The 19,172-nt window shown below is 57.3% G+C and carries 20 protein-coding genes; 9 read left to right on the top strand and 11 right to left on the bottom strand.

Annotation, left to right across the window (positions count from 1 at the left end; all coding sequences use genetic code 11):
- Positions 1–96 precede the first annotated feature (96 nt).
- The 4 genes from BUC32_RS03545 to BUC32_RS03530 all read right to left on the bottom strand — a co-directional run bounded on the left by BUC32_RS03545 (position 97) and on the right by BUC32_RS03530 (position 5,368).
- Entirely contained in the window at positions 97–663 is a 567-nt protein-coding gene (locus BUC32_RS03545) for a sarcosine oxidase subunit gamma (RefSeq protein ID WP_073249512.1), read from the bottom strand.
- Positions 656–3,670, bottom strand: a complete 3,015-nt coding sequence (locus tag BUC32_RS03540; protein WP_073249509.1) for a sarcosine oxidase subunit alpha family protein — start codon at positions 3,668–3,670, stop codon at positions 656–658. Before BUC32_RS03540 ends, BUC32_RS03545 begins: the two co-directional genes overlap by 8 nt.
- A complete protein-coding gene (locus BUC32_RS03535) occupies positions 3,667–3,996 on the bottom strand; it encodes a sarcosine oxidase subunit delta (RefSeq protein WP_073249507.1) in 330 nt (109 codons plus the stop codon). The genes BUC32_RS03540 and BUC32_RS03535 overlap by 4 nt, the downstream gene beginning before the upstream one ends.
- Positions 3,997–4,120: 124 nt before the next feature.
- Positions 4,121–5,368, bottom strand: coding sequence for a sarcosine oxidase subunit beta family protein (locus BUC32_RS03530; protein ID WP_073249841.1), 1,248 nt, complete (start codon positions 5,366–5,368; stop codon positions 4,121–4,123).
- A 180-nt stretch (positions 5,369–5,548) separates the two neighbouring features.
- Here BUC32_RS03530 and ccmI point away from each other — a divergent pair, with 180 nt between their 5' ends.
- From ccmI to BUC32_RS03515, 3 genes are read left to right on the top strand one after another with little or no spacing between them, the layout of a single operon-like run.
- Positions 5,549–6,775 (top strand): c-type cytochrome biogenesis protein CcmI, encoded by a 1,227-nt coding sequence (gene ccmI, locus BUC32_RS03525; protein WP_073249505.1) that lies wholly within the window; start codon positions 5,549–5,551, stop codon positions 6,773–6,775.
- Positions 6,772–7,254, top strand: a complete 483-nt coding sequence (gene ruvX, locus BUC32_RS03520) for a Holliday junction resolvase RuvX (RefSeq protein WP_073249503.1) — start codon at positions 6,772–6,774, stop codon at positions 7,252–7,254. The genes ccmI and ruvX overlap by 4 nt, the downstream gene beginning before the upstream one ends.
- Positions 7,251–7,496, top strand: coding sequence for a DUF1289 domain-containing protein (locus tag BUC32_RS03515; RefSeq protein ID WP_073249501.1), 246 nt, complete (start codon positions 7,251–7,253; stop codon positions 7,494–7,496). Before ruvX ends, BUC32_RS03515 begins: the two co-directional genes overlap by 4 nt.
- Here BUC32_RS03515 and BUC32_RS03510 read toward each other — a convergent pair.
- The 3 genes from BUC32_RS03510 to dusA are packed head-to-tail and all read right to left on the bottom strand — an operon-like array spanning position 7,493 to position 10,109.
- A complete protein-coding gene (locus tag BUC32_RS03510) occupies positions 7,493–8,266 on the bottom strand; it encodes a hypothetical protein (protein WP_073249499.1) in 774 nt (257 codons plus the stop codon). The two genes, BUC32_RS03515 and BUC32_RS03510, sit on opposite strands and share 4 nt — an antisense overlap.
- Positions 8,260–9,084, bottom strand: a complete 825-nt coding sequence (locus tag BUC32_RS03505; protein WP_073249497.1) for a sulfite exporter TauE/SafE family protein — start codon at positions 9,082–9,084, stop codon at positions 8,260–8,262. Before BUC32_RS03505 ends, BUC32_RS03510 begins: the two co-directional genes overlap by 7 nt.
- Before the next feature lie 26 nt (positions 9,085–9,110).
- Positions 9,111–10,109, bottom strand: a complete 999-nt coding sequence (gene dusA / locus BUC32_RS03500; RefSeq protein ID WP_073249495.1) for a tRNA dihydrouridine(20/20a) synthase DusA — start codon at positions 10,107–10,109, stop codon at positions 9,111–9,113.
- 592 nt (positions 10,110–10,701) lie between these two features.
- Between dusA and BUC32_RS20360 the strand changes: the two genes are divergently transcribed.
- Positions 10,702–10,902, top strand: coding sequence for an amidohydrolase family protein (locus BUC32_RS20360; RefSeq protein WP_073249493.1), 201 nt, complete (start codon positions 10,702–10,704; stop codon positions 10,900–10,902).
- 125 nt (positions 10,903–11,027) lie between these two features.
- Here the strand turns inward: BUC32_RS20360 and BUC32_RS03490 are convergent, their stop codons facing one another.
- The gene (locus tag BUC32_RS03490) at positions 11,028–12,134 is read right to left on the bottom strand and encodes an anhydro-N-acetylmuramic acid kinase (RefSeq protein ID WP_073249491.1); all 1,107 of its coding nucleotides are present in this window, start codon (positions 12,132–12,134) and stop codon (positions 11,028–11,030) included.
- Between the two features lie 63 nt (positions 12,135–12,197).
- On the opposite strand from BUC32_RS03490, the gene tyrS reads away from it, so the two are divergent.
- The 3 genes from tyrS (at position 12,198) to BUC32_RS03475 (ending at position 15,030) form a co-directional block, all read left to right on the top strand.
- Positions 12,198–13,445: a tyrosine--tRNA ligase gene (gene tyrS, locus BUC32_RS03485; protein WP_073249489.1), complete on the top strand. Its 1,248-nt coding sequence runs from the start codon at positions 12,198–12,200 to the stop codon at positions 13,443–13,445.
- Positions 13,446–13,672: 227 nt separating this feature from the next.
- Positions 13,673–14,428, top strand: coding sequence for an SDR family NAD(P)-dependent oxidoreductase (locus tag BUC32_RS03480; protein ID WP_073249487.1), 756 nt, complete (start codon positions 13,673–13,675; stop codon positions 14,426–14,428).
- On the top strand, positions 14,428–15,030 hold the full coding sequence (locus BUC32_RS03475; protein WP_073249485.1) for a hypothetical protein: 603 nt from the start codon (positions 14,428–14,430) through the stop codon (positions 15,028–15,030). Before BUC32_RS03480 ends, BUC32_RS03475 begins: the two co-directional genes overlap by 1 nt.
- On the opposite strand, the gene BUC32_RS03470 is transcribed toward BUC32_RS03475, so the two are convergent.
- The 3 genes from BUC32_RS03470 to BUC32_RS03460 all read right to left on the bottom strand — a co-directional run bounded on the left by BUC32_RS03470 (position 15,027) and on the right by BUC32_RS03460 (position 18,167).
- Positions 15,027–16,835, bottom strand: coding sequence for an ABC-F family ATP-binding cassette domain-containing protein (locus BUC32_RS03470; protein ID WP_073249483.1), 1,809 nt, complete (start codon positions 16,833–16,835; stop codon positions 15,027–15,029). The two genes, BUC32_RS03475 and BUC32_RS03470, sit on opposite strands and share 4 nt — an antisense overlap.
- Positions 16,836–16,906: 71 nt before the next feature.
- A complete protein-coding gene (locus BUC32_RS03465; protein WP_073249481.1) occupies positions 16,907–17,644 on the bottom strand; it encodes a GNAT family N-acetyltransferase in 738 nt (245 codons plus the stop codon).
- A gap of 76 nt (positions 17,645–17,720) precedes the next feature.
- The gene (locus tag BUC32_RS03460; RefSeq protein WP_073249478.1) at positions 17,721–18,167 is read right to left on the bottom strand and encodes an outer membrane protein assembly factor BamE; all 447 of its coding nucleotides are present in this window, start codon (positions 18,165–18,167) and stop codon (positions 17,721–17,723) included.
- An 87-nt stretch (positions 18,168–18,254) separates the two neighbouring features.
- On the opposite strand from BUC32_RS03460, the gene BUC32_RS03455 reads away from it, so the two are divergent.
- Complete coding sequence (locus tag BUC32_RS03455; RefSeq protein ID WP_073249476.1) at positions 18,255–18,821, top strand: YceD family protein; 567 nt, start codon at positions 18,255–18,257, stop codon at positions 18,819–18,821.
- Between the two features lie 139 nt (positions 18,822–18,960).
- Positions 18,961–19,167, top strand: coding sequence for a 50S ribosomal protein L32 (gene rpmF, locus BUC32_RS03450; RefSeq protein ID WP_073249474.1), 207 nt, complete (start codon positions 18,961–18,963; stop codon positions 19,165–19,167).
- The last annotated feature ends 5 nt before the right edge of the window (positions 19,168–19,172 follow it).

Below are 19,172 nucleotides of genomic sequence, written 5' to 3'. Positions count from 1 at the left end.
GCCTCCACGCGGCAATTTCGCGCGAGCAAATGGTCAGCAAAAAGGGTCGCCCAATCGAGGCGACCCTTTTTAGTTTCGTGTCAAATTGTCGACAGGTTACAGGAACCCAACCTCGCCGCCCGGCTGCGCCGATACTTTCAGCACGTCAAACACGTATTGCGCGACGGACCGGAAACAGACCAATTCAAAGCTGTTGTCGTCATTCAGCCAGAACGCCGCGGCCACTTGCGCGATCCGAGAACGGCGAAAATCACCAGCCTGAAACGCGCCGGCGGACAAATCAACCGGGGCCAATTTGGCCAAAACTTCGCGCGCACCGTCACCTGCGATGCGAAATACAGCGCGGGCGTCTGACACATTGACGGCCAAGGCGTGTTCACCCGTCAGTTTAGCGGTCAGCGTCGCGATTGTGTCATTCACTGAGGCATAGTCGCACAAGATCAGCAATTCGTCCGGCGACATCCATGCCGCCATGCCGTCCTTACCTGTTGTAACCCGGCGCACGTCCGGAATGGCGGCGCCGGTGGCGGCCTTTACGGCAGCTTTCAGCTTGGCCGAGGACAGATCACCGCGAAGCGTGATCATGCCGCGCAGGCCGGTCTCGGTGACTGTTGCAAAGCCTTCAAATGAGGCGCTGTTTAGGGCGCTTACTGCATTAGACATTCTGCTTCTCCCCGTCCATATCATAGAACACCGGATTGACGATTTCGGCCTTTACGGTGCTGCCATCAACCTTGTTGAACTCGATCACCTCGCCCATGCGATCCGGCCCGTTGTGCACCAGTCCCATGGCGATGCCACAGTCCAGCGTCGGTGAATAGTAGGTCGAGGTCACGCGACCTTGGGTATTGCGCTGACCGTTGGCGTTGGAGCCTGCGGCAATCGCATAAGAGCCATCCGGGATGACCGAGCCATCGACGGTTTTCAGCCCCACCAGTTTCCAGCGGTTGGGATCAGCCATATGGCTGCGCAACTGCGCGCGTTTGCCAAGGAAATCCTCTTTCTTCTTAGAGATTGCCCAGTTGAGGCCCAGATCCTGCGGAATAATGGTCCCGTCGGTTTCGTCCCCGATCATGATGAACCCCTTTTCGGCGCGCATCACGTGCAAGGCTTCGGTGCCATAGGGCATGATGTTGAACTCGGCGCCAGCCTCCATCAGGGCGTCCCAAAAGGCACGGCCTTGCGACGCAGGCACGGCGATCTCGTAAGACAGCTCACCCGAGAAGGAAATCCGGTAAGCGCGGGCGTCAAAATCGCCGATCTTGCCGTCTTTCCACTCCATGAACGCCAGCCCCTCTTTGGAGACATCCATGTCACCGCCAAGTTTCTCGATCACCTTGCGGGCATTGGGGCCCACAACCGCGACTTGCGCATATTGCTCGGTCACATTGGCGGTATAGACTTTCCAGTCCCACCATTCGCATTGCAGCCAGTCTTCCATCCAGCCGTGAATACGCTCGGCACCGCCGGTGGTGGTGTGGCAGAGGAACGTGTCCTCGTCGATCCGCGCAACCACGCCGTCGTCCGACAGGAACCCGTTTTCCGAACACATCAATCCATAGCGACATTTGCCCGGTTTCAGGTTGGACATCATGTTGGTGTAGAGCATGTCGAGGAACTTGCCCGCATCCGGCCCCTTGACGATGATCTTGCCTAAGGTGGAGGCATCCAGCAGGCCCACGCTGTCGCGGGTTTGCAGAATTTCCCGTTTCACCGCGTCCGCATGGCTCTCGCCTTTGCGCGGGAAGGTGTAGGGGCGACGCCACTGACCAACGGGTTCGTAGAAGGCGTTCACGTCTTCATGGTAGCCGTGGATCGTGGTGCGGCGCAGCGGTTGGAACACTTCGTCGCGTGCCTCACCTGCAATCGCACCAAAGCTGATCGGCGTATAGGGCGGGCGGAATGTGGTTGTGCCGACCGCAGGAATTGGTGCATTCAATTGTCCAGCAAGCGTTGCCAGACCGTTGATATTGCTGAGTTTCCCCTGGTCCGTCGCCATGCCCAGCGTGGTATAACGTTTGGTGTGTTCGACGCTCTCGTAGCCTTCTTGCGCGGCCAGCCGCACATCCGACACTTTGACGTCGTTCTGGAAATCGAGCCACGCTTTGATGCGCAGTTTCGGGCCAGCGCCCTGTGGCATCAGCCAGACAGGTTCCATTGCAGCCTCGGCTTGCGCGTCGGCCTTGGGGGCAGCTTTGCGGGTGGCGTTGAAACCGGCAGCTTTGGAGGCTGCTTTGCCCGCATCATGGGCATCGTTCAGGATCGCCGCGAGGTCCATTTCGCCGTTTGCGCTGCCGGCAGGCACCACAAAGCCGATGCCGTCCTGATTGGTTGGCGCGCGGGTCGCGTCGGGGCGGAAATGCGCCTGGGCGTCGTCCCACGTCAGCTTGCCACCGCAGTGCGACCACAGGTGCACCACTGGCGACCAGCCACCGGACATGGCAACCGCGTCACACTGGATCTCCTCCAAAACAGCGCCTTCCCCGGCCTGCGAACAGATCGCGACGCTGGTCACGCGCTTGCCGCCCTTGACCTTGGCGATGCCTTTGCCGTTCTCAATGCGGATACCAAGGGCACGTGCCTCTTCGGCCAGTGCCCCGCCGCCGCCTGCGCGGGCATCAAGGATCACGGGCACTTCGAGGCCCGCGTTTTTCAGCAAAATCGCTGTGCGGTAAGCGTCGTCGTTGTTGGTTACCACCACAGTGCGATCACCAATAGACACGCCGTAATCCGCCGCATAATCGCGAATGGCAGCGGCCAGCATGACGCCGGGAATGTCGTTGCCCGCAAAGGACAAGGGGCGTTCGATCGCACCGGTTGCGGTCACGATCTGCTTGGCGCGGATGCGCCAGAGACGGTGACGCGGGCCATCATTGCCGGGGGTGTGATCGTTCACACGCTCGTAGCCCAGCACATAGCCGTGGTCATACACGCCCGAGCCCATCATGCGGGTGCGCATGGTGACGTTGTCCATTGCGTCCAGTTCGGCCACCAGATCGGCGATGTAATCCGCAACGGGTTTGCCATCGACCTCGCCGCCATCGGTGGCCGCGCGGCCACCCCAATGGGCGGTTTGCTCCATGAGCAGAACTTTGGCACCGGACAATGCCGCCGCTTTGGCGGCCTGCAATCCGGCAACACCGCCACCGATCACCGCAATGTCGACATAGGCATAGAAGTGTTCATAGGTGTCGACATCGCGGTCTTTGGGCACCTGGCCCAGACCGGCGGATTGGCGCACGATGGGTTCAAACACATGTTTCCACGCGAATTTCGGGAACATGAAAGTTTTATAGTAGAACCCTGCCGGGAAGAACCGGGTCATGTAGTTGTTGACCGCACCGACGTCGAACTCCAGCGACGGCCAGTGGTTCTGCGACGCGCAGGTCAGGCCATCAAACAGCTCGGTTGTGGTGGCGCGTTGGTTCGGCTCAAACTTGCCGCCCTTGCCCATATTCATCAGCGCATTAGGCTCTTCGGCGCCAGAGGCCACAACCCCACGCGGGCGATGGTATTTGAACGACCGGCCCATCATCATCTGGTCATTGGCCAACAGGGCGCTGGCGAGCGTGTCGCCCTCAAACCCGGTCAACTGCTTGCCATTAAAGGTGAAATTCAGCTGTTTGCCTTTGTTCAGCAAACGGCCTCCGGTGGCGAGACGTGTGCTCATGCGAATTCCCTCCAGGACCAGCCGGGATATTTGGCGGTGATCTTGTCTTTGATGTCTTGCGGCGGCTCATAGGTCTGCGCGCTATAGGTGCCAAAGACCTCAAGTGTGGTGGTTGAACGGGCGGCGTGGAAAAACTTGCCGCAGCCATTGCTGTGCCGCCAGCGTTCGAAATGCACGCCCTTGGGGTTTTCGCGCATGAAGAGATAGGTCTCAAAGTCGTCATCCGACGAGCCCGGGCCAAAACGCTTGAGATGCGCTTCGCCTTCGGCGTGCAGTTCAGTTTCTTCGGCATCGACGCCGCAATAGGGGCATTGAAGGGTTAGCATTGGGCTATCTCCTGCAAAGTAATGAGGCCAGCGCCCGTCCCGAGGGGGGGCGTGAAGCGCCCGCCCATGGGGGCGGGGCGGGCGCTGCCCGGCAATGCCGGGCATTGGGTCAGGTAAAATTCCATTAGTGCGCCACCCCTGCTGCTACGCTTTCGTCGATAAAGCGACCTTCGATGAAACGGTCCATGCCGAATTCGGCGGATAGCGGTCCGGGTTCACCCTTGGCGATCAGCTCGGCTGTGGCCCAGCCGCCGCCGGGGATGGCCTTAAAGCCGCCGGTGCCCCAGCCTGCGTTGATAAAGCAGTTGCCCAAGGGTGTTTTGCCGATGACGGGTGAGCGGTCGCCGGTGACGTCCACGATGCCGCCCCACTGGCGCAACATTTTCAGGCGTGAGACGATCGGGAAGGTCTCAACCAGCGCCCTTACAGTTTCCTCAACATGGTGGAACGATCCGCGCTGGGTGTAGTTGTTGAACCCGTCAGTGCCGCCGCCGATCACCATCTCGCCTTTGTCTGACTGAGACATATAGCCATGCACGGTGTTGGCCATCACAACCACATCCATGCAGGGTTTGATCGGCTCAGACACCAGCGCCTGCAGGGCGACGGATTCCATTGGCAGACGGAAACCGGCCATATTGGCCAGATCGCCCGAGTTGCCCGCGACGACCAGACCCAGCTTGTCGCAATCGATGGGGCCTTTGGTGGTGTCGACGCCGGTGACTTTGCCGCCCTCTTGCCGCACACCGATGACTTCGGTCTTCTGGATGATGTCCATGCCCATGTCTGAGCACGCCCGCGCATAGCCCCAGGCCACGGCGTCATGGCGACCAGTGCCACCACGTGCCTGCCAGAGCGCACCCAAGACAGGATAACGCGGCCCATCGATGTTGATGATCGGCACCAGTTCCTTGACGCGCTCAGGGCCGATGAATTCCGTGGTCACGCCTTGCAGGGCATTGGCATGCGCCGTGCGCTCGTAGCCTCGGATTTCGGACTGGGTCTGCGCCAGCATCATCACGCCGCGGGGACTGAACATGACGTTATAGTTCAGGTCCTGAGACATGGTCTCATAGAGCGAGCGGGCTTTCTCGTAGATCGCCGCCGAGGGATCCTGCAGATAGTTCGAGCGGATGATGGTGGTGTTACGGCCGGTGTTACCGCCCCCCAGCCAGCCCTTTTCGATGATCGCCACATTGGTGATACCGAAATTCTTGCCCAGATAGAACGCCGTGGCGAGCCCATGGCCCCCGGCACCTACGATGATGACATCGTATTTCTTTTTCGGCTCAGGCGAACGCCATGCACGCTCCCAACCGGTGTGGAAACGGGCGGCTTCGCGGGCGATGGCAAATGCTGAATAACGTCTCATGGTCGTTGATTCCGATCTCGGGGACAGGTCTGATTGTGTCTTACCCCGCACGCGCCCAGACATCCGTTTTAAACCGTCCTTTTGCAGGTCGGTTGCGACATGTGGGGCGATCACGCCGATTTGCCCTTTTTTCGGAGACCCCGGCACTATAGATGGAGGGCAAATACTGCTGGAGGCATCATGGTATTCTGGATTGTTGCAAGTCTGATCGTACTCGCTATTGCGGGCCTTCTGGCGATTGCATTGCTCAAGGGGCGTTCTGATGAAGAGCCACCCGCCGCATATGATCTGCGGGTGTACCGCGACCAGCTGAAGGAAATCGAACGTGATGTGGCGCGCGGCGTTGTCGCCGAAGAGGACGCAGATCGCGTACGCGCCGAGATTTCACGCCGTATTCTGGCAGCAGACGCCCAAGCACAGGATGGCGGCCAAAGTGGTGGTCAGCCACGCTCGGGTGGTGTGATCATGGCGGTCGTGATGGCCGTTGTACTGTTGGGCGGCGCCATGGGCACCTATTGGAAGCTTGGCGCGCCGGGATATCGCGACATGCCGCTCGACGTGCGTATTCAGGATGCACGCAAACTGCATGACACCCGTCCAGGTCAGGCAGAAATAGAATCCCGCCTGCCCGATACTGCACCCAACACGCCAGAGGGCGATCTTGCCAATCTGGTGACCAAGCTGCGCGACACGGTTGCCAACGCGCCGGAGGATCTCAAGGGGCACCAGTTGTTGGCGCGCACTGAGATGAACCTTGGCAACGACAAGCAGGCCTATGAGGCCCAACAAGGGGTGATCCGCCTTAAGGGGGACGACGTTCTACCCGAGGATTACCTGATGCTGGCGGAATTGATGATTTCGGTTGCCCAAGGTTATGTGTCACCTGAGGCGGAAAATGCTCTGAGTGCGGCGATGGAATTGCAACCCCGTCACCCGGTTGCGCGGTATTACTGGGGGGAAATGCTGATCCAGAGCGGACGCCCGGATTTGGCATTCCGCTTGTGGGAAAAACTCTATTATGAAAGTGCACCCGAAGCGCCGTGGATGATGCCCATCCGCGCGCGCATCGAAGATCTGGCTTGGATGGCGGGTGAAAAATTCCGCCTGCCAGAAGAAAATTCTGCAACGCCGGGCCCATCACAGGCTGACATGCAGGCGGCCGGAGACATGAGCGCCGAAGACCGGCAGGAAATGATCCGCGGCATGGTGTCGAACCTGTCTGAACGGCTGGCCACCGAAGGCGGCACGCCAGCAGAATGGGCCCGTCTGATTGGTGCTTATGGCGTGTTGGAAGAGACCGACCGCGCCAAAGCTATCTGGGCTGAGGCTCAGTCGGTTTTTGCCGAAGCGCCTGAGGCCTTGGCCATCGTGGAGCAAGGTGCGCGCCAGGCCGGGATCATCGAATGAACCACCCCTTCGAGACCATCGAAGAGCTGATTGAGAAGCTGCCCAAAACGCAGGCGATCATGGGGTTGGATTTGGGCACCAAAACCATTGGCGTGGCGGTCTCGGACAGTTTTCAATCTGTGGCAACGCCACTGGAAACGGTGAAGCGCAAAAAGTTTGGCGTCGATGCCGCGCGTTTGCTGGAGATCATTGAGCACCGCAGCGTCGGGGCCATTATACTTGGGTTGCCGCGCAATATGGATGGCAGCGAAGGCCCGCGGTGCCAATCTACCCGCGCTTTTGCCCGCAATATTGCCAAACTGACGCCCCTGCCCATCTCGTATTGGGACGAGCGCCTGTCGACTGTGGCCGCTGAAAGAGCGCTTTTAGAGGCGGATACGACTCGCAAGCGTCGCACTGAGGTTATCGATCACGTGGCGGCGTCTTATATCCTTCAGGGAGTCCTTGATCGTTTGGGCCACCTGAGGAGCGCGACGTGAGCAGTAAAGCCGAGAAAGACAGCGTGTGGAAACGCAACGAGGTGGACAGCCCGTGTATTCAGGTCTGTGTGATCCACCCCGAAGAGCGTCTGTGCACGGGCTGTTTGCGCAGCATTGACGAGATCACTCGCTGGTCCAAGATGGACAACGACGAACGTCACACAATCATCCAAGAACTGCCCGCGCGCGCACCACGTCTGCGCAAACGCCGGGGTGGTCGCGCATCACGCGTGGCCCGCTAGGGGCGTTCCAGCCAGTCACTTACAGAGGGTAAATCGGGGCGAAAATAGGCGATCCGCCGGTCGCCTGTGTCATCCCCCTGCCATGACGCCATACCGTGCACTGCCAAGCGGTGCATGAGGTAAGCTTCGCCGGGTTGGGCATGCACGGTGACGCGTTCACAAGTCTCAAACACTTCGCGGCGAGCGGCCTGATAGACGGCTGTGACATCGACGTTGCTCCAGTCTTCTGCCGGATATGGTGCCAATGCGGTTTTAAGGGCGGTGCGCATGATGCCCACGCTGCCCTCCCAGATCACAAGCGGCGCGGCCTGATCTGACGCATGGTTCAACGGTATCCCCAAGATATAGGCGTGCGGTTCTTTGACCATACGCTGCCGGTCCGGTCCTTCGGCTTTGAGCCCGTCAACATGTGCGGCATTGCGTTTGAGACGATAGCGAAAGGCCGCGACGCTTTCGTTGTCACGCGGCTTGGGATATCCGGGCCGGATCACTGATAATTGCGCTTTGTGAAACGGCAGTCTGTCAAAGCGATTGGCAAGGTTTTGCATTAGGGACGATGGCAGGCTGGTGCCATCCGGCAATCTGCCCTGTGCGTCGTTTTCCAGTGCATCCACACCGACGAACCACGTATCCTCGCAAACCCACCAATGGGCCAGTGCAGGGTCTTGCATGGCGTGACTTGCCAGATCATTGGCCGCCGTGGCCCAGCCGAGGAGAGCGGGATCAAATTCGATCCGCTGCCACCCTTTTTGGGCCAGATAGCCTACCATCCAAAGGCCTTGCGCAGCATGTTGAGCGCGACCAGCGTCAGGAACACGGCGAAGACGCGTTTCAGCGGTTTTGGGTCCATGGCATGGGCAATTTTCACGCCAATGGGCGCCGTCAAAAGCGTCATAGCAATGATCAGTAATAAGGCCGGGATGTTCACCGCGCCAATTGTGTATGGCGGGCGTGAGGCATCGGCGATGTCGAGCAACAAAAAGCCAGCCACCGAGGGCACCGCGATCAACACACCAAAGCCTGCGGCCGTGGCAACTGCGCGGTGAATGGGCGTGTTGTGCAGGGCCATCACAGGCACCCCAAAGCTACCACCACCAATGCCCATCAGAACCGACATGAAGCCCATCAAAGAACTCAGAGCGGCACGTTTGGGGCCTTTGGGCATTTCCTGTGCCAGACGCCATTCGGATTTGCCCAAGCCCAAATAAAGACCAATCACAATGCCAAGGCAGCCAAAGATCGCCTGCAGCGTGACCGAGCGCAAAGATGAGGCGACCAGCACGCCCAAAATGGCCCCAACCGCAATACCCGGGGCCCAGGTGCGCAAAATGCTCCAGTCTACCGCGCCTTTTTTATTGTGGCTGAGAACCGAGCGCACAGAAGTGACAATGATCGTGGCCAAGGACGTGGCCAGGCAGACCTGCATTACCTGATCTCCATCGTATCCAAGAGATTGAAAAGCATAGAAAAAAGCAGGCACCAAAACAATTCCACCGCCGACACCCAACAGGCCGGCCAGCACACCGGCAAAGGCGCCAATCCCCATCAGCATCGCCACCAGCGGCAACAGCACGTTCATTTCAGGCATGTCGCCTCTTTCTTTTTGGGCGGCTCTCAGGCCGCGATATCACTGACATGTCCCAGCGCCTGCAACACGAGGTCGGGGCCTGCACCGTCGCGGGTTGCACCTTCGGACAAAACCCGACGCCACATCCGGGCGCCGGGACGCCCTGTAAACAGCCCCAGCATGTGGCGGGTAATCTGGTGCAGACGCCCACCCTCGGCAAGGTGGTTTTCAATATAGGGCAACATGTCGAGCACAGTTTGCTCTGCGGTTGTTCTGTGGCCCTTGCCGAATACTTGCGTGTCGACCCCCAGCAGAATGTCGGCCGGGTTGTGATAGGTCGAGCGCCCGATCATCACACCGTCCAGACCCGCGGCCAAAAACTCTTCGGCCTGCTGCAATGACGTGACTCCGCCATTGACCGAAAGATGCAGGTCAGGAAAGGCCGCCTTCATCTCGTGTACCAAAGGGTAATCCAACGGAGGGATATCGCGGTTTTCCTTGGGGCTGAGGCCTTGCAGCCACGCCTTGCGGGCATGGATCGTGAACCGGCGCACGCCTGCAGCGCTGACTTTTTCAAGGAAATCAGGCAGCACATCGCGCGGTTCCTGATCGTCCACCCCGATGCGACACTTGACCGTGATCTCAACCGGAGTCGCTTCGTTCATGGCTGACACACATTCGGCGACCAAATCCGGCGTTTTCATCAGAACCGCACCAAAGGTGCCTGATTGCACACGATCCGACGGGCAGCCGACGTTGAGGTTGATCTCATCATAGCCATGCGCGCCACCCAGCCGCGTGGCCTCGGCCAGTTCTTTGGGATCCGAGCCGCCAAGTTGCAAAGCGACGGGGTGTTCTTCGACATTGAAGTCCAACAGATGCAAGGCGCCACCCCGCACCAATGCCGGAGCCGTGACCATTTCCGTATAAAGCAGGGCCTCGCGTGACAACAACCGGTGCAGATACCGACAATGGCGATCTGTCCAATCCATCATCGGGGCGACGGACAGCCTCGCGGCCTTTGTTATTAAGGGCTTATCTGTCATTTCGCCAACTTTGGTTGAGCTTTGAGACCATCATATTTGGCCTTATTTTGCTGGATTTCTAAACGTTTTGAGTTTTTGGCATACCGTTTGGCATACCCGCTTGGAGCTTGGCATACCGCCCTCCTATATCTGCGGTATGCCAAAAATAAGAAGTGAGAAATAATGGGCACTATCGTTGAACGCAAGACAAAATCGGGCATCAAGTACCGAGCACAAATCATTAAGAAACAAGATGTAAAGTGGTCTACAGGAACTCGGCCAACTTCTCCAGAAAGACAACAACCAATGCTTGGATCAAGCGCATCGAAGCCGAATACGACAAAGGAACCCTAATTAGTGATCGTGAACGGACAACAGCTGGCGAGCTAATCGACAAGGTAGTTGAAAGGAACCGTAAAGACATGGGGAAAACCAAAACCCAAGTTCTTAGGGCGATCAAACGTTTTGAGGTGACCGACTTTGAGGTTACTTCGCTTCTAGCACGTGATCTTATGGAGTTTGCCTCTCAAGTGGCTGAAGGTCAGCACGGCCCCGCCACTCGATCCCCCGCAACGACTACCCCGGCGTTTCGGCTCCTGATTAGGCTATCTCGATGTCGTCGGCTCCGCCGATTTTCACCGTCAATGGTGCGCGTTCTTTAGGAATGGACCATGGGACAGGGGCATTGAAAGCTGGAAAATGGGCCGATTTCATCGTCCTAAAAGAAGATATTACGGAAACTCCACCCACTGAAATGGTGGCTGTTTTTCCGCAGTTGACCGTCTGGAAGGGTAAGATTGGCCACGCTTTGTGAAAATCGAAGCCCAATTCAACAGGTTTGACTACTGAACTCTGACATTGGCGAACCAAGAGGCGAATGCCTTCATTCCAGATCACCCTCAATTCTTGCTTTGCCACATCACCGCCGAGCAACGCCCCTCAACCCGGCGAAGTCACAACCCCACCACCCACAAGAGCCCGTACACCGGTTGTCATCGGCCCCGATGTTGGTAACCCACGGGCCACACGCACCGCCAAATAGGCAAAGGCCTGCGCTTCCAGCATATCCCCATCCAGCCCGACGCCCTCTACGGTCACGACGGGGCACTCAAGACTGACCCGCAGCATTTCCATCAGCACCGGATTTTTTCGCCCGCCTCCGGTAACGAAAACCTGGGTTGGCGCGCTGGGTAAATGTTGCATACCCGCAGCCACACCTGCGGCACACATTGCCGTCAATGTGGCGGCGGCATCTGCATTTGACAACTCACGGACAAGATTAATCATTTCAGAAAAATCATTTCGATCCAGCGACTTCGGGGGGATTCTTGAAAAATAGGGCTCTGCCAGAAACAACTCCAATGCTCCGGTTTCCACTGTGCCGTCCATCGCAACGGCCCCACTTTTATCATAGGTCAACCCCAAACGTTCGCGCATCAGGTCATTGACCGGCGCATTGGCTGGACCAGTGTCAAATGCCAGCAAAGCCCCGGCCTCTTCTGGTGCAGATTTTGATGGATCAATCCATGTGATGTTGCCAACGCCCCCAAGGTTCAGAAAACAAACCGGGTCTTTTAAGCCGATCCATTTGGCACAGGCAAAATGAAAAAAAGGAGCCAAAGGCGCTCCTTCTCCGCCGAGCTTCACATCAGCAGTGCGAAAATCCCAGACCACCGGGCTTTGCAGCGCCTCGGCCAGAACCCGTCCATCGCCCACTTGGCATGTCCCGCGTCCACGTGGTTCATGGGCCAGAGTTTGGCCGTGAAACCCAACCAGATCGATCTCGTCGAACCCCTGCAAGACGTCAACATGAGCGTTTTCAACCACTTGGGCTGCCGCCAGTGCATTCTCTCCACCCCATTGCCCAAGGGCTTTGGTCAACACTGCGCGTTCGTCAGAGGAGTACTCGCGGTACGCACTTTCGCCAAATTCAAAAATTTGTGTCCCGTCGGTCTCAATCACAGCCGCATCGACTCCGTCCAGCGAAGTCCCCGACATGGCCCCCAAAGCGCGCCATTGCGTTTTGCCTGTTTTGGCCTTCAACATGGCCTTTTCCTTTGCCCAAACGCCGCCTATACACAGCTACAATTACATTACGGGACGAATACCATGACCTACCACCCCAAATCCGACTTCATGTCGGTGATGATCGAACGCGGCTTTCTGGCAGATTGCACCGATTATCAAGGCCTTGATGAGGCGCTGACCAAGGGTGTGGTACCGGGTTATATCGGCTTTGATGCAACGGCCAAGTCGCTGCATGTTGGGTCTCTTATTCAGATCATGATGCTGCGTTGGCTGCAAAAAACCGGCCACAAGCCAATCACGCTGATGGGTGGCGGCACCACCAAAGTGGGCGATCCGTCGTTCCGCGCCGATGAACGCCCCCTGCTCACCGCTGACATGATTGATGAAAACATCAATGGAATCAAACAGGTATTCTCAAAGTACATCTCTTATGACGACAGCGATAACGGCGCATTGATGCTGAACAACGCCGAGTGGCTGGACGATCTGAACTACCTTGAGTTCCTGCGTGACATTGGCCGCCATTTCTCGGTCAACCGGATGCTGAGTTTTGAATCAGTGAAATCGCGGCTGGATCGTGAACAATCCCTGTCGTTCCTCGAATTCAACTACATGATCCTGCAAGCTTATGATTTTCTTGAATTAAATCGCAGATATGGCTGTTTGGTTCAGTTCGGCGGATCAGACCAATGGGGCAATATCGTCAACGGTATCGACCTGACCCGCCGGGTGATCGACAACCAGATTTTTGGCCTGACGTCCCCGTTGCTCACCACATCGGATGGCAAGAAGATGGGTAAGTCGGCGGATGGGGCGGTTTGGCTGAATGCCGACATGCGCAGCCCTTACGAATTCTGGCAGTTCTGGCGCAACACTACCGATGCTGACGTTGGGCGTTTCTTGAAACTTTACAGTGAGTTACCGGTTGATGAATGCAACCGTTTGGGCGCTCTTGAGGGCCAGGAAATCAACGATGCCAAAATCATTCTGGCCAACGAAGTGACCACGCTGTGTCACGGGGTTGAGGCAGCCAAAGCCGCAGAAGCGACCGCGCGTGAAGTGTTCGAAAAAGGGGGTGTTGGCGACGATTTACCAACACTTACAGTGACTTCCGCAGATTTACCTGTGTCCATCGTGCAGCTTGTTGTGAAGTCGGGCCTGGCCAAATCGGGCAAGGACGCCAAACGGTTGATCGCAGAAAACGGCGCCAAGCTGAATGACGTGGCATTGACCAATGCGGGATTGATGATTGACGCCGCAGATTTGGCTTCGCCAATTAAGTTAAGTGCAGGCAAGAAACGCCATGCGTTGGTGCAGTTGGACGGCTGATTAATCCTGCCTTAAGGATCGTTATTAAGTGATAAAGCCCGCGCGAAATGCGCGGGTTTTGTCCGTTTTGTACAAACATTTTTGGCCAGATGCCCGGTTTGTACAAAACGTTTTCCAGCCATTCGAGCCGTAAAATACCCTTTACGCCGCCGCGTCGCACTGGACAGGGCAACCTTGTCTCGGTTATCTGAACACATGTTCATTTCGTGCCGCCTGAGGAGAGCCCCATGAAAATTTCCGACACCCGTGCCGTTATCACCGGTGGTGCGTCCGGCCTTGGCGCCGCCACTGCCCGCCAATTTGCCGCGAGTGGCGCCAAAGTTGCCCTGTTTGATCTCAACGAAGAAGCGGGTACTGCGCTTGCCGCAGAACTCGGTGGCACCTTTCACAAGACCAACGTCACAGATGAAGCTTCGGTTCAGGCCAGCATCAACGCCGCGCGCGAAGCCATGGGCAGCATCACCGCCGCCGTGAACTGTGCAGGCATCGCACCGGCCGCAACCACTCTTGGAAAAAACGGCCCCCACCCGCTGCACACATTTCAACAGACCATCGATATCAATCTGGTCGGCAGCTTTAACGTCTCAAGGCTGGCCGCCGAAGTCATCGCGCAAAACGACCCCGAAGACGACGGCGCGCGCGGTGTGATCATCAACACAGCCTCGGTCGCCGCCATGGACGGCCAGCGCGGACAGGCAGCATATGCGGCCTCCAAAGGTGGTATTGTCGGACTTTCTTTGCCGATGGCCCGCGATCTGGCACGCTCTGGCATTCGGGTGATGGCGATTGCGCCGGGAATTTTCCTCACACCCATGCTGATGGGGCTGCCCCAGGACGTTCAGGATCAGTTGGCCCAAGATGTCACCTGCCCCAAACGTCTGGGCGATCCCAGCGAATATGCGCGTCTGGCGGAATTCATCGTGGAATGTGGCTATCTGAACGGCGAAGTGATTCGTCTTGATGGTGCCCTGCGGATGCAGTGATGCCCCGCCAAAACCGCGTTCAGCCCACCGGAGAGATCCTCGCGCATCCAGCGCGGGGTCTGCTTATGGGCAATCGTGGTATTTTGCATGACGACAGCGGGCAGCTCGGTCACGCCCGCTGGCGACACAAGGCTTGGGTGTGCTGCGTCACAGACTTCAAAAACCGCAAACGACCGTTGATGACCCCCGGCGCCTATACCGAGTTGTTCTTTCACGATGAGGCCGTCGCGCTGGCTGCGGGCCACCGGCCATGTGCCGAATGCCGCCGGCCTGACTTTAGAGATTACCTGCAAGCTGTTGGTCATGTTGGGAAAGTCACTGAATTTGACAAGGCGCTGCATGCGGCCCGAGCGGTCCCGCGAGTGTTTGGCCAACGACGTCACCAAGCGGATATGTCTGATCTGCCAGAAGGGACATTTTTCCTGACGGGCGCAGGTGTTCCTAATCTTATCTGGCAACAGGCGGCCCACCCATTTCTGCCGCAAGGTTACCAGCCTGCCACAGCTTTGCCAGTTGGAGAGGTCACGGTTTTGACCCCCACACCCAGCCTGAACGCCCTGAGAAACGGGTTTCAGCCTCAGGTGAGGTTGCGCCACGCCTAGGCGCTTTCGGCTTTTTCCTCAAGCATCAGCCATTCTTCTTCGGCATCCGACAGGGCAGTATGACGTTCAACCAAGGCGTCCGTGGCCTTTTGGAACTTGATCGGTTGCTCGCTGAACAGATCGGGATCCATCAGGAACTCTTCGAGTTTGGCAATCTCAGCGCTCAGGCGGTCCATAACAGCGGGCAATTCCTCCAGCCGGTGCTTTTCGGTAAAGCTCAGACCTTCAGTGGCGGATTTTTCCTGCTTAAGCTTTTCGCCTTTAGTCTTTGTTTTTTCGACGGTTTTGACTGAGTCGACGCCGCGTTGCGCCCGGTAGTCACTCCAACCGCCAGCATAGGCCGTGGCCCGTCCATTGCCTTCCATGGCAACCGTCGTTGTCGCCACGCGATCCAGAAAATCCCGGTCGTGGCTGACCAGAAGAACGGTGCCATCATAGTCGTCGAGAATTTCCTGCAACAGGTCGAGCGTTTCGACGTCCAGATCGTTGGTCGGCTCGTCCAGCACCAGAATATTGCTTTCCCGCGCCATCAGTTTGGCCAGCAACAACCGCGCCTTTTCCCCGCCTGACAAAGATCGTACAGGCGCGCGGGCTTGTCGCTCATCAAACAGGAACTCTTTGAGGTAGCCGACAACATGTTTGGGATTGCCGCGCACCATGACCTGATCAGCCTTGCCCGACACGCGCATATCCGGGTCCCCTGTCAGGCTGTCCCAAAGGGTCATATCGGGGTCCAGCTGAGATCGGCTTTGGTCAAAGATGGCGGGCACCAGATTGGTGCCAAGGCTCACCGTGCCCTCATCGGGCGCTTCCTGCCCCATCAGCATTTTGATGACCGTGGTTTTACCCACGCCATTGGGGCCGACAAAGGCCACGCGATCGCCGCGTTGTATCGTCAGAGAGAAATCACGCACGATTCTGTTCTCGTCAAAGGACTTACCCAACCCTTTGGCATCGATAACCTTTTTGCCCGACTTTGGTCCTGCGGCCAGCTCAAAGGCGGCTGCGCCCTGACGTTTGATCTGCGAAGACCGTTCAGCGCGCAAATCCTTCAGGGCGCGCACACGCCCCTGATTGCGTTTGCGCCGGGCACTGATGCCTTCGACAGCCCAGCGGGCCTCGGCTTTGATCTTGCGATTAAGCTTGTGGCGCTGCATGTCTTCGTCGTCCCAGACCTTGTCACGCCATTCTTCAAAGGCCTCAAAACCCTTTTCCTGCCGACGCACCATTCCTCTGTCAATCCAAAGGGTTGCGCGCGTAAGTGCACGTAAAAATGCGCGGTCGTGGCTGATCAAAACAAAGGCCGCACGGGTGGTGGCCAGCTCGGCCTCAAGCCAGCCGATGGCCTCGATATCCAAGTGGTTGGTCGGCTCGTCCAGCAGCATCAATTCCGGTGCTTCGGCCATCAGGCGGGCCAGTGCCGCGCGCCGCTTTTCACCGCCAGAGGCCGTGTCGACAGACCGGTTTGGATCAAATTTCAGCCCTTCTCCAGCGCGCTCAACCTTATACATCTCACCCGGCTGCAAGCCCGCCGAGGCAAATTCGCCCAAGGTCGCGAACCCTGACATATCCGGGTCCTGCTCCATATAGCCAACAGACACGCCCGGCGGCACCACAAGATCACCACGGTCGGCTTCCACCAACCCAGCCATAACCTTCATCAAAGTCGATTTCCCCGACCCGTTGCGCCCGACAAGCGCGACGCGATCGCCCGGTTGCACCACAAGGTCCAGACCATCAAATACCGGATCGCCCCCAAAAGTCAGGGAAATGCCGCTCATCTGTAATAAAGGTATACGTGCCATGGCATGGGGCTACCGCCCTGCCCGCATAGGGTCAACCGGTCGGCTTCACCTTTTCAAAAATACTCAAAAAATCAAACCGCAATCGCGCGAAGCAACCGCTTGCGGGCTGGGGGAATTGCGCGGATCTCAAGGCCCGTGAAGACATGCAACGTGTTCATCTTGCGATCCACCACGGCGTGATCGCTGACCCAGCCGCCCATCAACAAATAAGTCCGCAAAAGCGGTGGCATCCGCATCTGGGCACGTTTGAGATCAGGTTTGCGCCGAAGCCGCGCCGCATATCGAAACACATTTGGGGCTTTTACTTTGGGCAACCAGCGTTTGGGCGCCAGATGGCGGTCACGCAGCATTGCAAAGGCATCAACGTATTCTGCCGCATCCGTGCCCGAAAATGACGAACAGCCAAACAGCATTTCCACTTTGTTTTCATCCACATAAGCGGTCATTGCGGCCCAAGCAGCACGCAGGATATCAGGATCATGCACGTCCGGGTGCATACAAAAGCGGCCCATCTCGACCATAGGCCCCTCAAACGATCTGAGGGCGCTTAACTCGTAAAACTGGGCCGAATAGCAGCGATCGATCTCGTTTCCCCCGGTCAGGGTCAGGATACGAAAACAACAGACCAGCGCACGGGTCTCGCGCTCTTCGACCAGAAAATGCGTGCACAACGGATCAAACGCATCCTGATCCAGCACCCCAGCTGCTTCACCGCGAAAAGCAAGTTGTCGCAATTGCTGAGCCGCGCTCAAATCCTTTGCGTTTTCGGCCACACGCACCGCGTAGCGCCCTTTGGACAGTGCACTCATCTCATAAGTGGCTCCGCTATTACCTGCCCTATATAGGACAGTTTCGGCGACACTCTAATGACAAATTTCCAATTATTTAAAACGCGGGTGTGAAGCCACCGATATTTTTGGTCAGTTGTTTCAGAAGATTTTGGTTTTCGATGCCATTGTCCGTGACCCGGCGCGTAAGAGGCACAGCTTTGCCGTCCTCCAACGAATACTCGGCCACATTGCGGACCGTGCCGCGCGAATCAAAGGTGATGGCAACAAGGCGACGTTCCACCACCTGAGGTTTACGGGCTCCGTAATGTTTGACCCGTGTGCGCACATAGTAATACCCGCTGTCATCCAAAACTCCCGACGCCGATGGTGTGCCTACGGCTTCGGCCACACTATTGCGATTGTCCGCGCCGATTTTGATCTTTTCGAGATCTTCCGGCAGCGGGACATATCCATGGTTTCGGTATTGCGTCGTGCAGGCCATTACCAACAGCAAACATGCTCCCAGCATCGCCGTCTTCATGCGTTTTGTTCCAGCGGTCATAACTGCCCTCTTGCCTTGGCTTGTGGCGCCTTTTATCTCGATTACAGAAGGAATGCCTTTGGTTCAAGTAATGGAAGCCCCTCTTTGATGAATGATTCTGCTTCAGACACGGTAAAATTTCGGATTGCGGACCTGCCACAGAACCGCCCGACCCCCTTTGAATTGCGCCCCGATGCCGCGTTTTGCAAGGCGCTGGTGGCCGAATTGGGCCTTGTTGCCTTGAGAAAACTGAGCTTTGTGGGGGAACTTTGCGCGGTTGGAAAATCTGATTGGGAGCTTTCTGCCAAATTGGGTGCGACGATTGTTCAGCCCTGCGTTGTCACTCTTGAGCCGGTCACGACACGGATTGACGTGACTGTACGGCGGCTCTTTTTGTCACAGCAGGAAATGTCGGACTCTGAAAATGACGATGAAGAAGTCGAAATGCCAGATGATGAAAATGCTGATCTGCTGGGCACCTCGATCGATGTGGATCAGATCATGTCAGAGTCGCTGGCGCTGAACCTGCCACTTTATCCACGGGCTGAGGATGCGAAACTGGCCAACGCGGTCTTTACCGAACCCGGCCAAACCCCTATGAAAGACGAAGATGCGCGCCCTTTTGCCGGCTTGGCAGACCTGCGCAACAAGCTTGCCAAAGACGGCGAAAAATAGCTCTTGCGCATTGCGAGATTCACAGTATTTTCGCGCGCTCATTGGAATTTAGAGTTGGACTTGGGCGCGCAGACCGCGTAATGCCTCGGAACACTCAGGAAATCGGGCTCGATGCCCCCAGATAATCGAAGGTTGCGACATGGCTGTCCAGCAGAATAAAGTTTCGAAATCGCGTCGCAACAACCGCCGCGCACATGATGCACTGGTTGCAGCAAACCCGAATGAATGCCCGAACTGTGGCGAACTGAAGCGTCCCCACCACGTTTGCGCGTCGTGCGGCCACTATGACGACCGTGAAGTTGTCTCGATGGTTGAAGACGTCGATCTGGACGAAGACGCGGCATAAGCGCT

Origin of the sequence: Shimia gijangensis, assembly GCF_900142085.1 — a bacterium.
Taxonomy (GTDB): Bacteria; Pseudomonadota; Alphaproteobacteria; order Rhodobacterales; family Rhodobacteraceae; genus Shimia; species Shimia gijangensis.
Note: the sequence above shows the minus strand (reverse complement) of the source record. Positions and strands in the feature narration are given on the sequence as shown.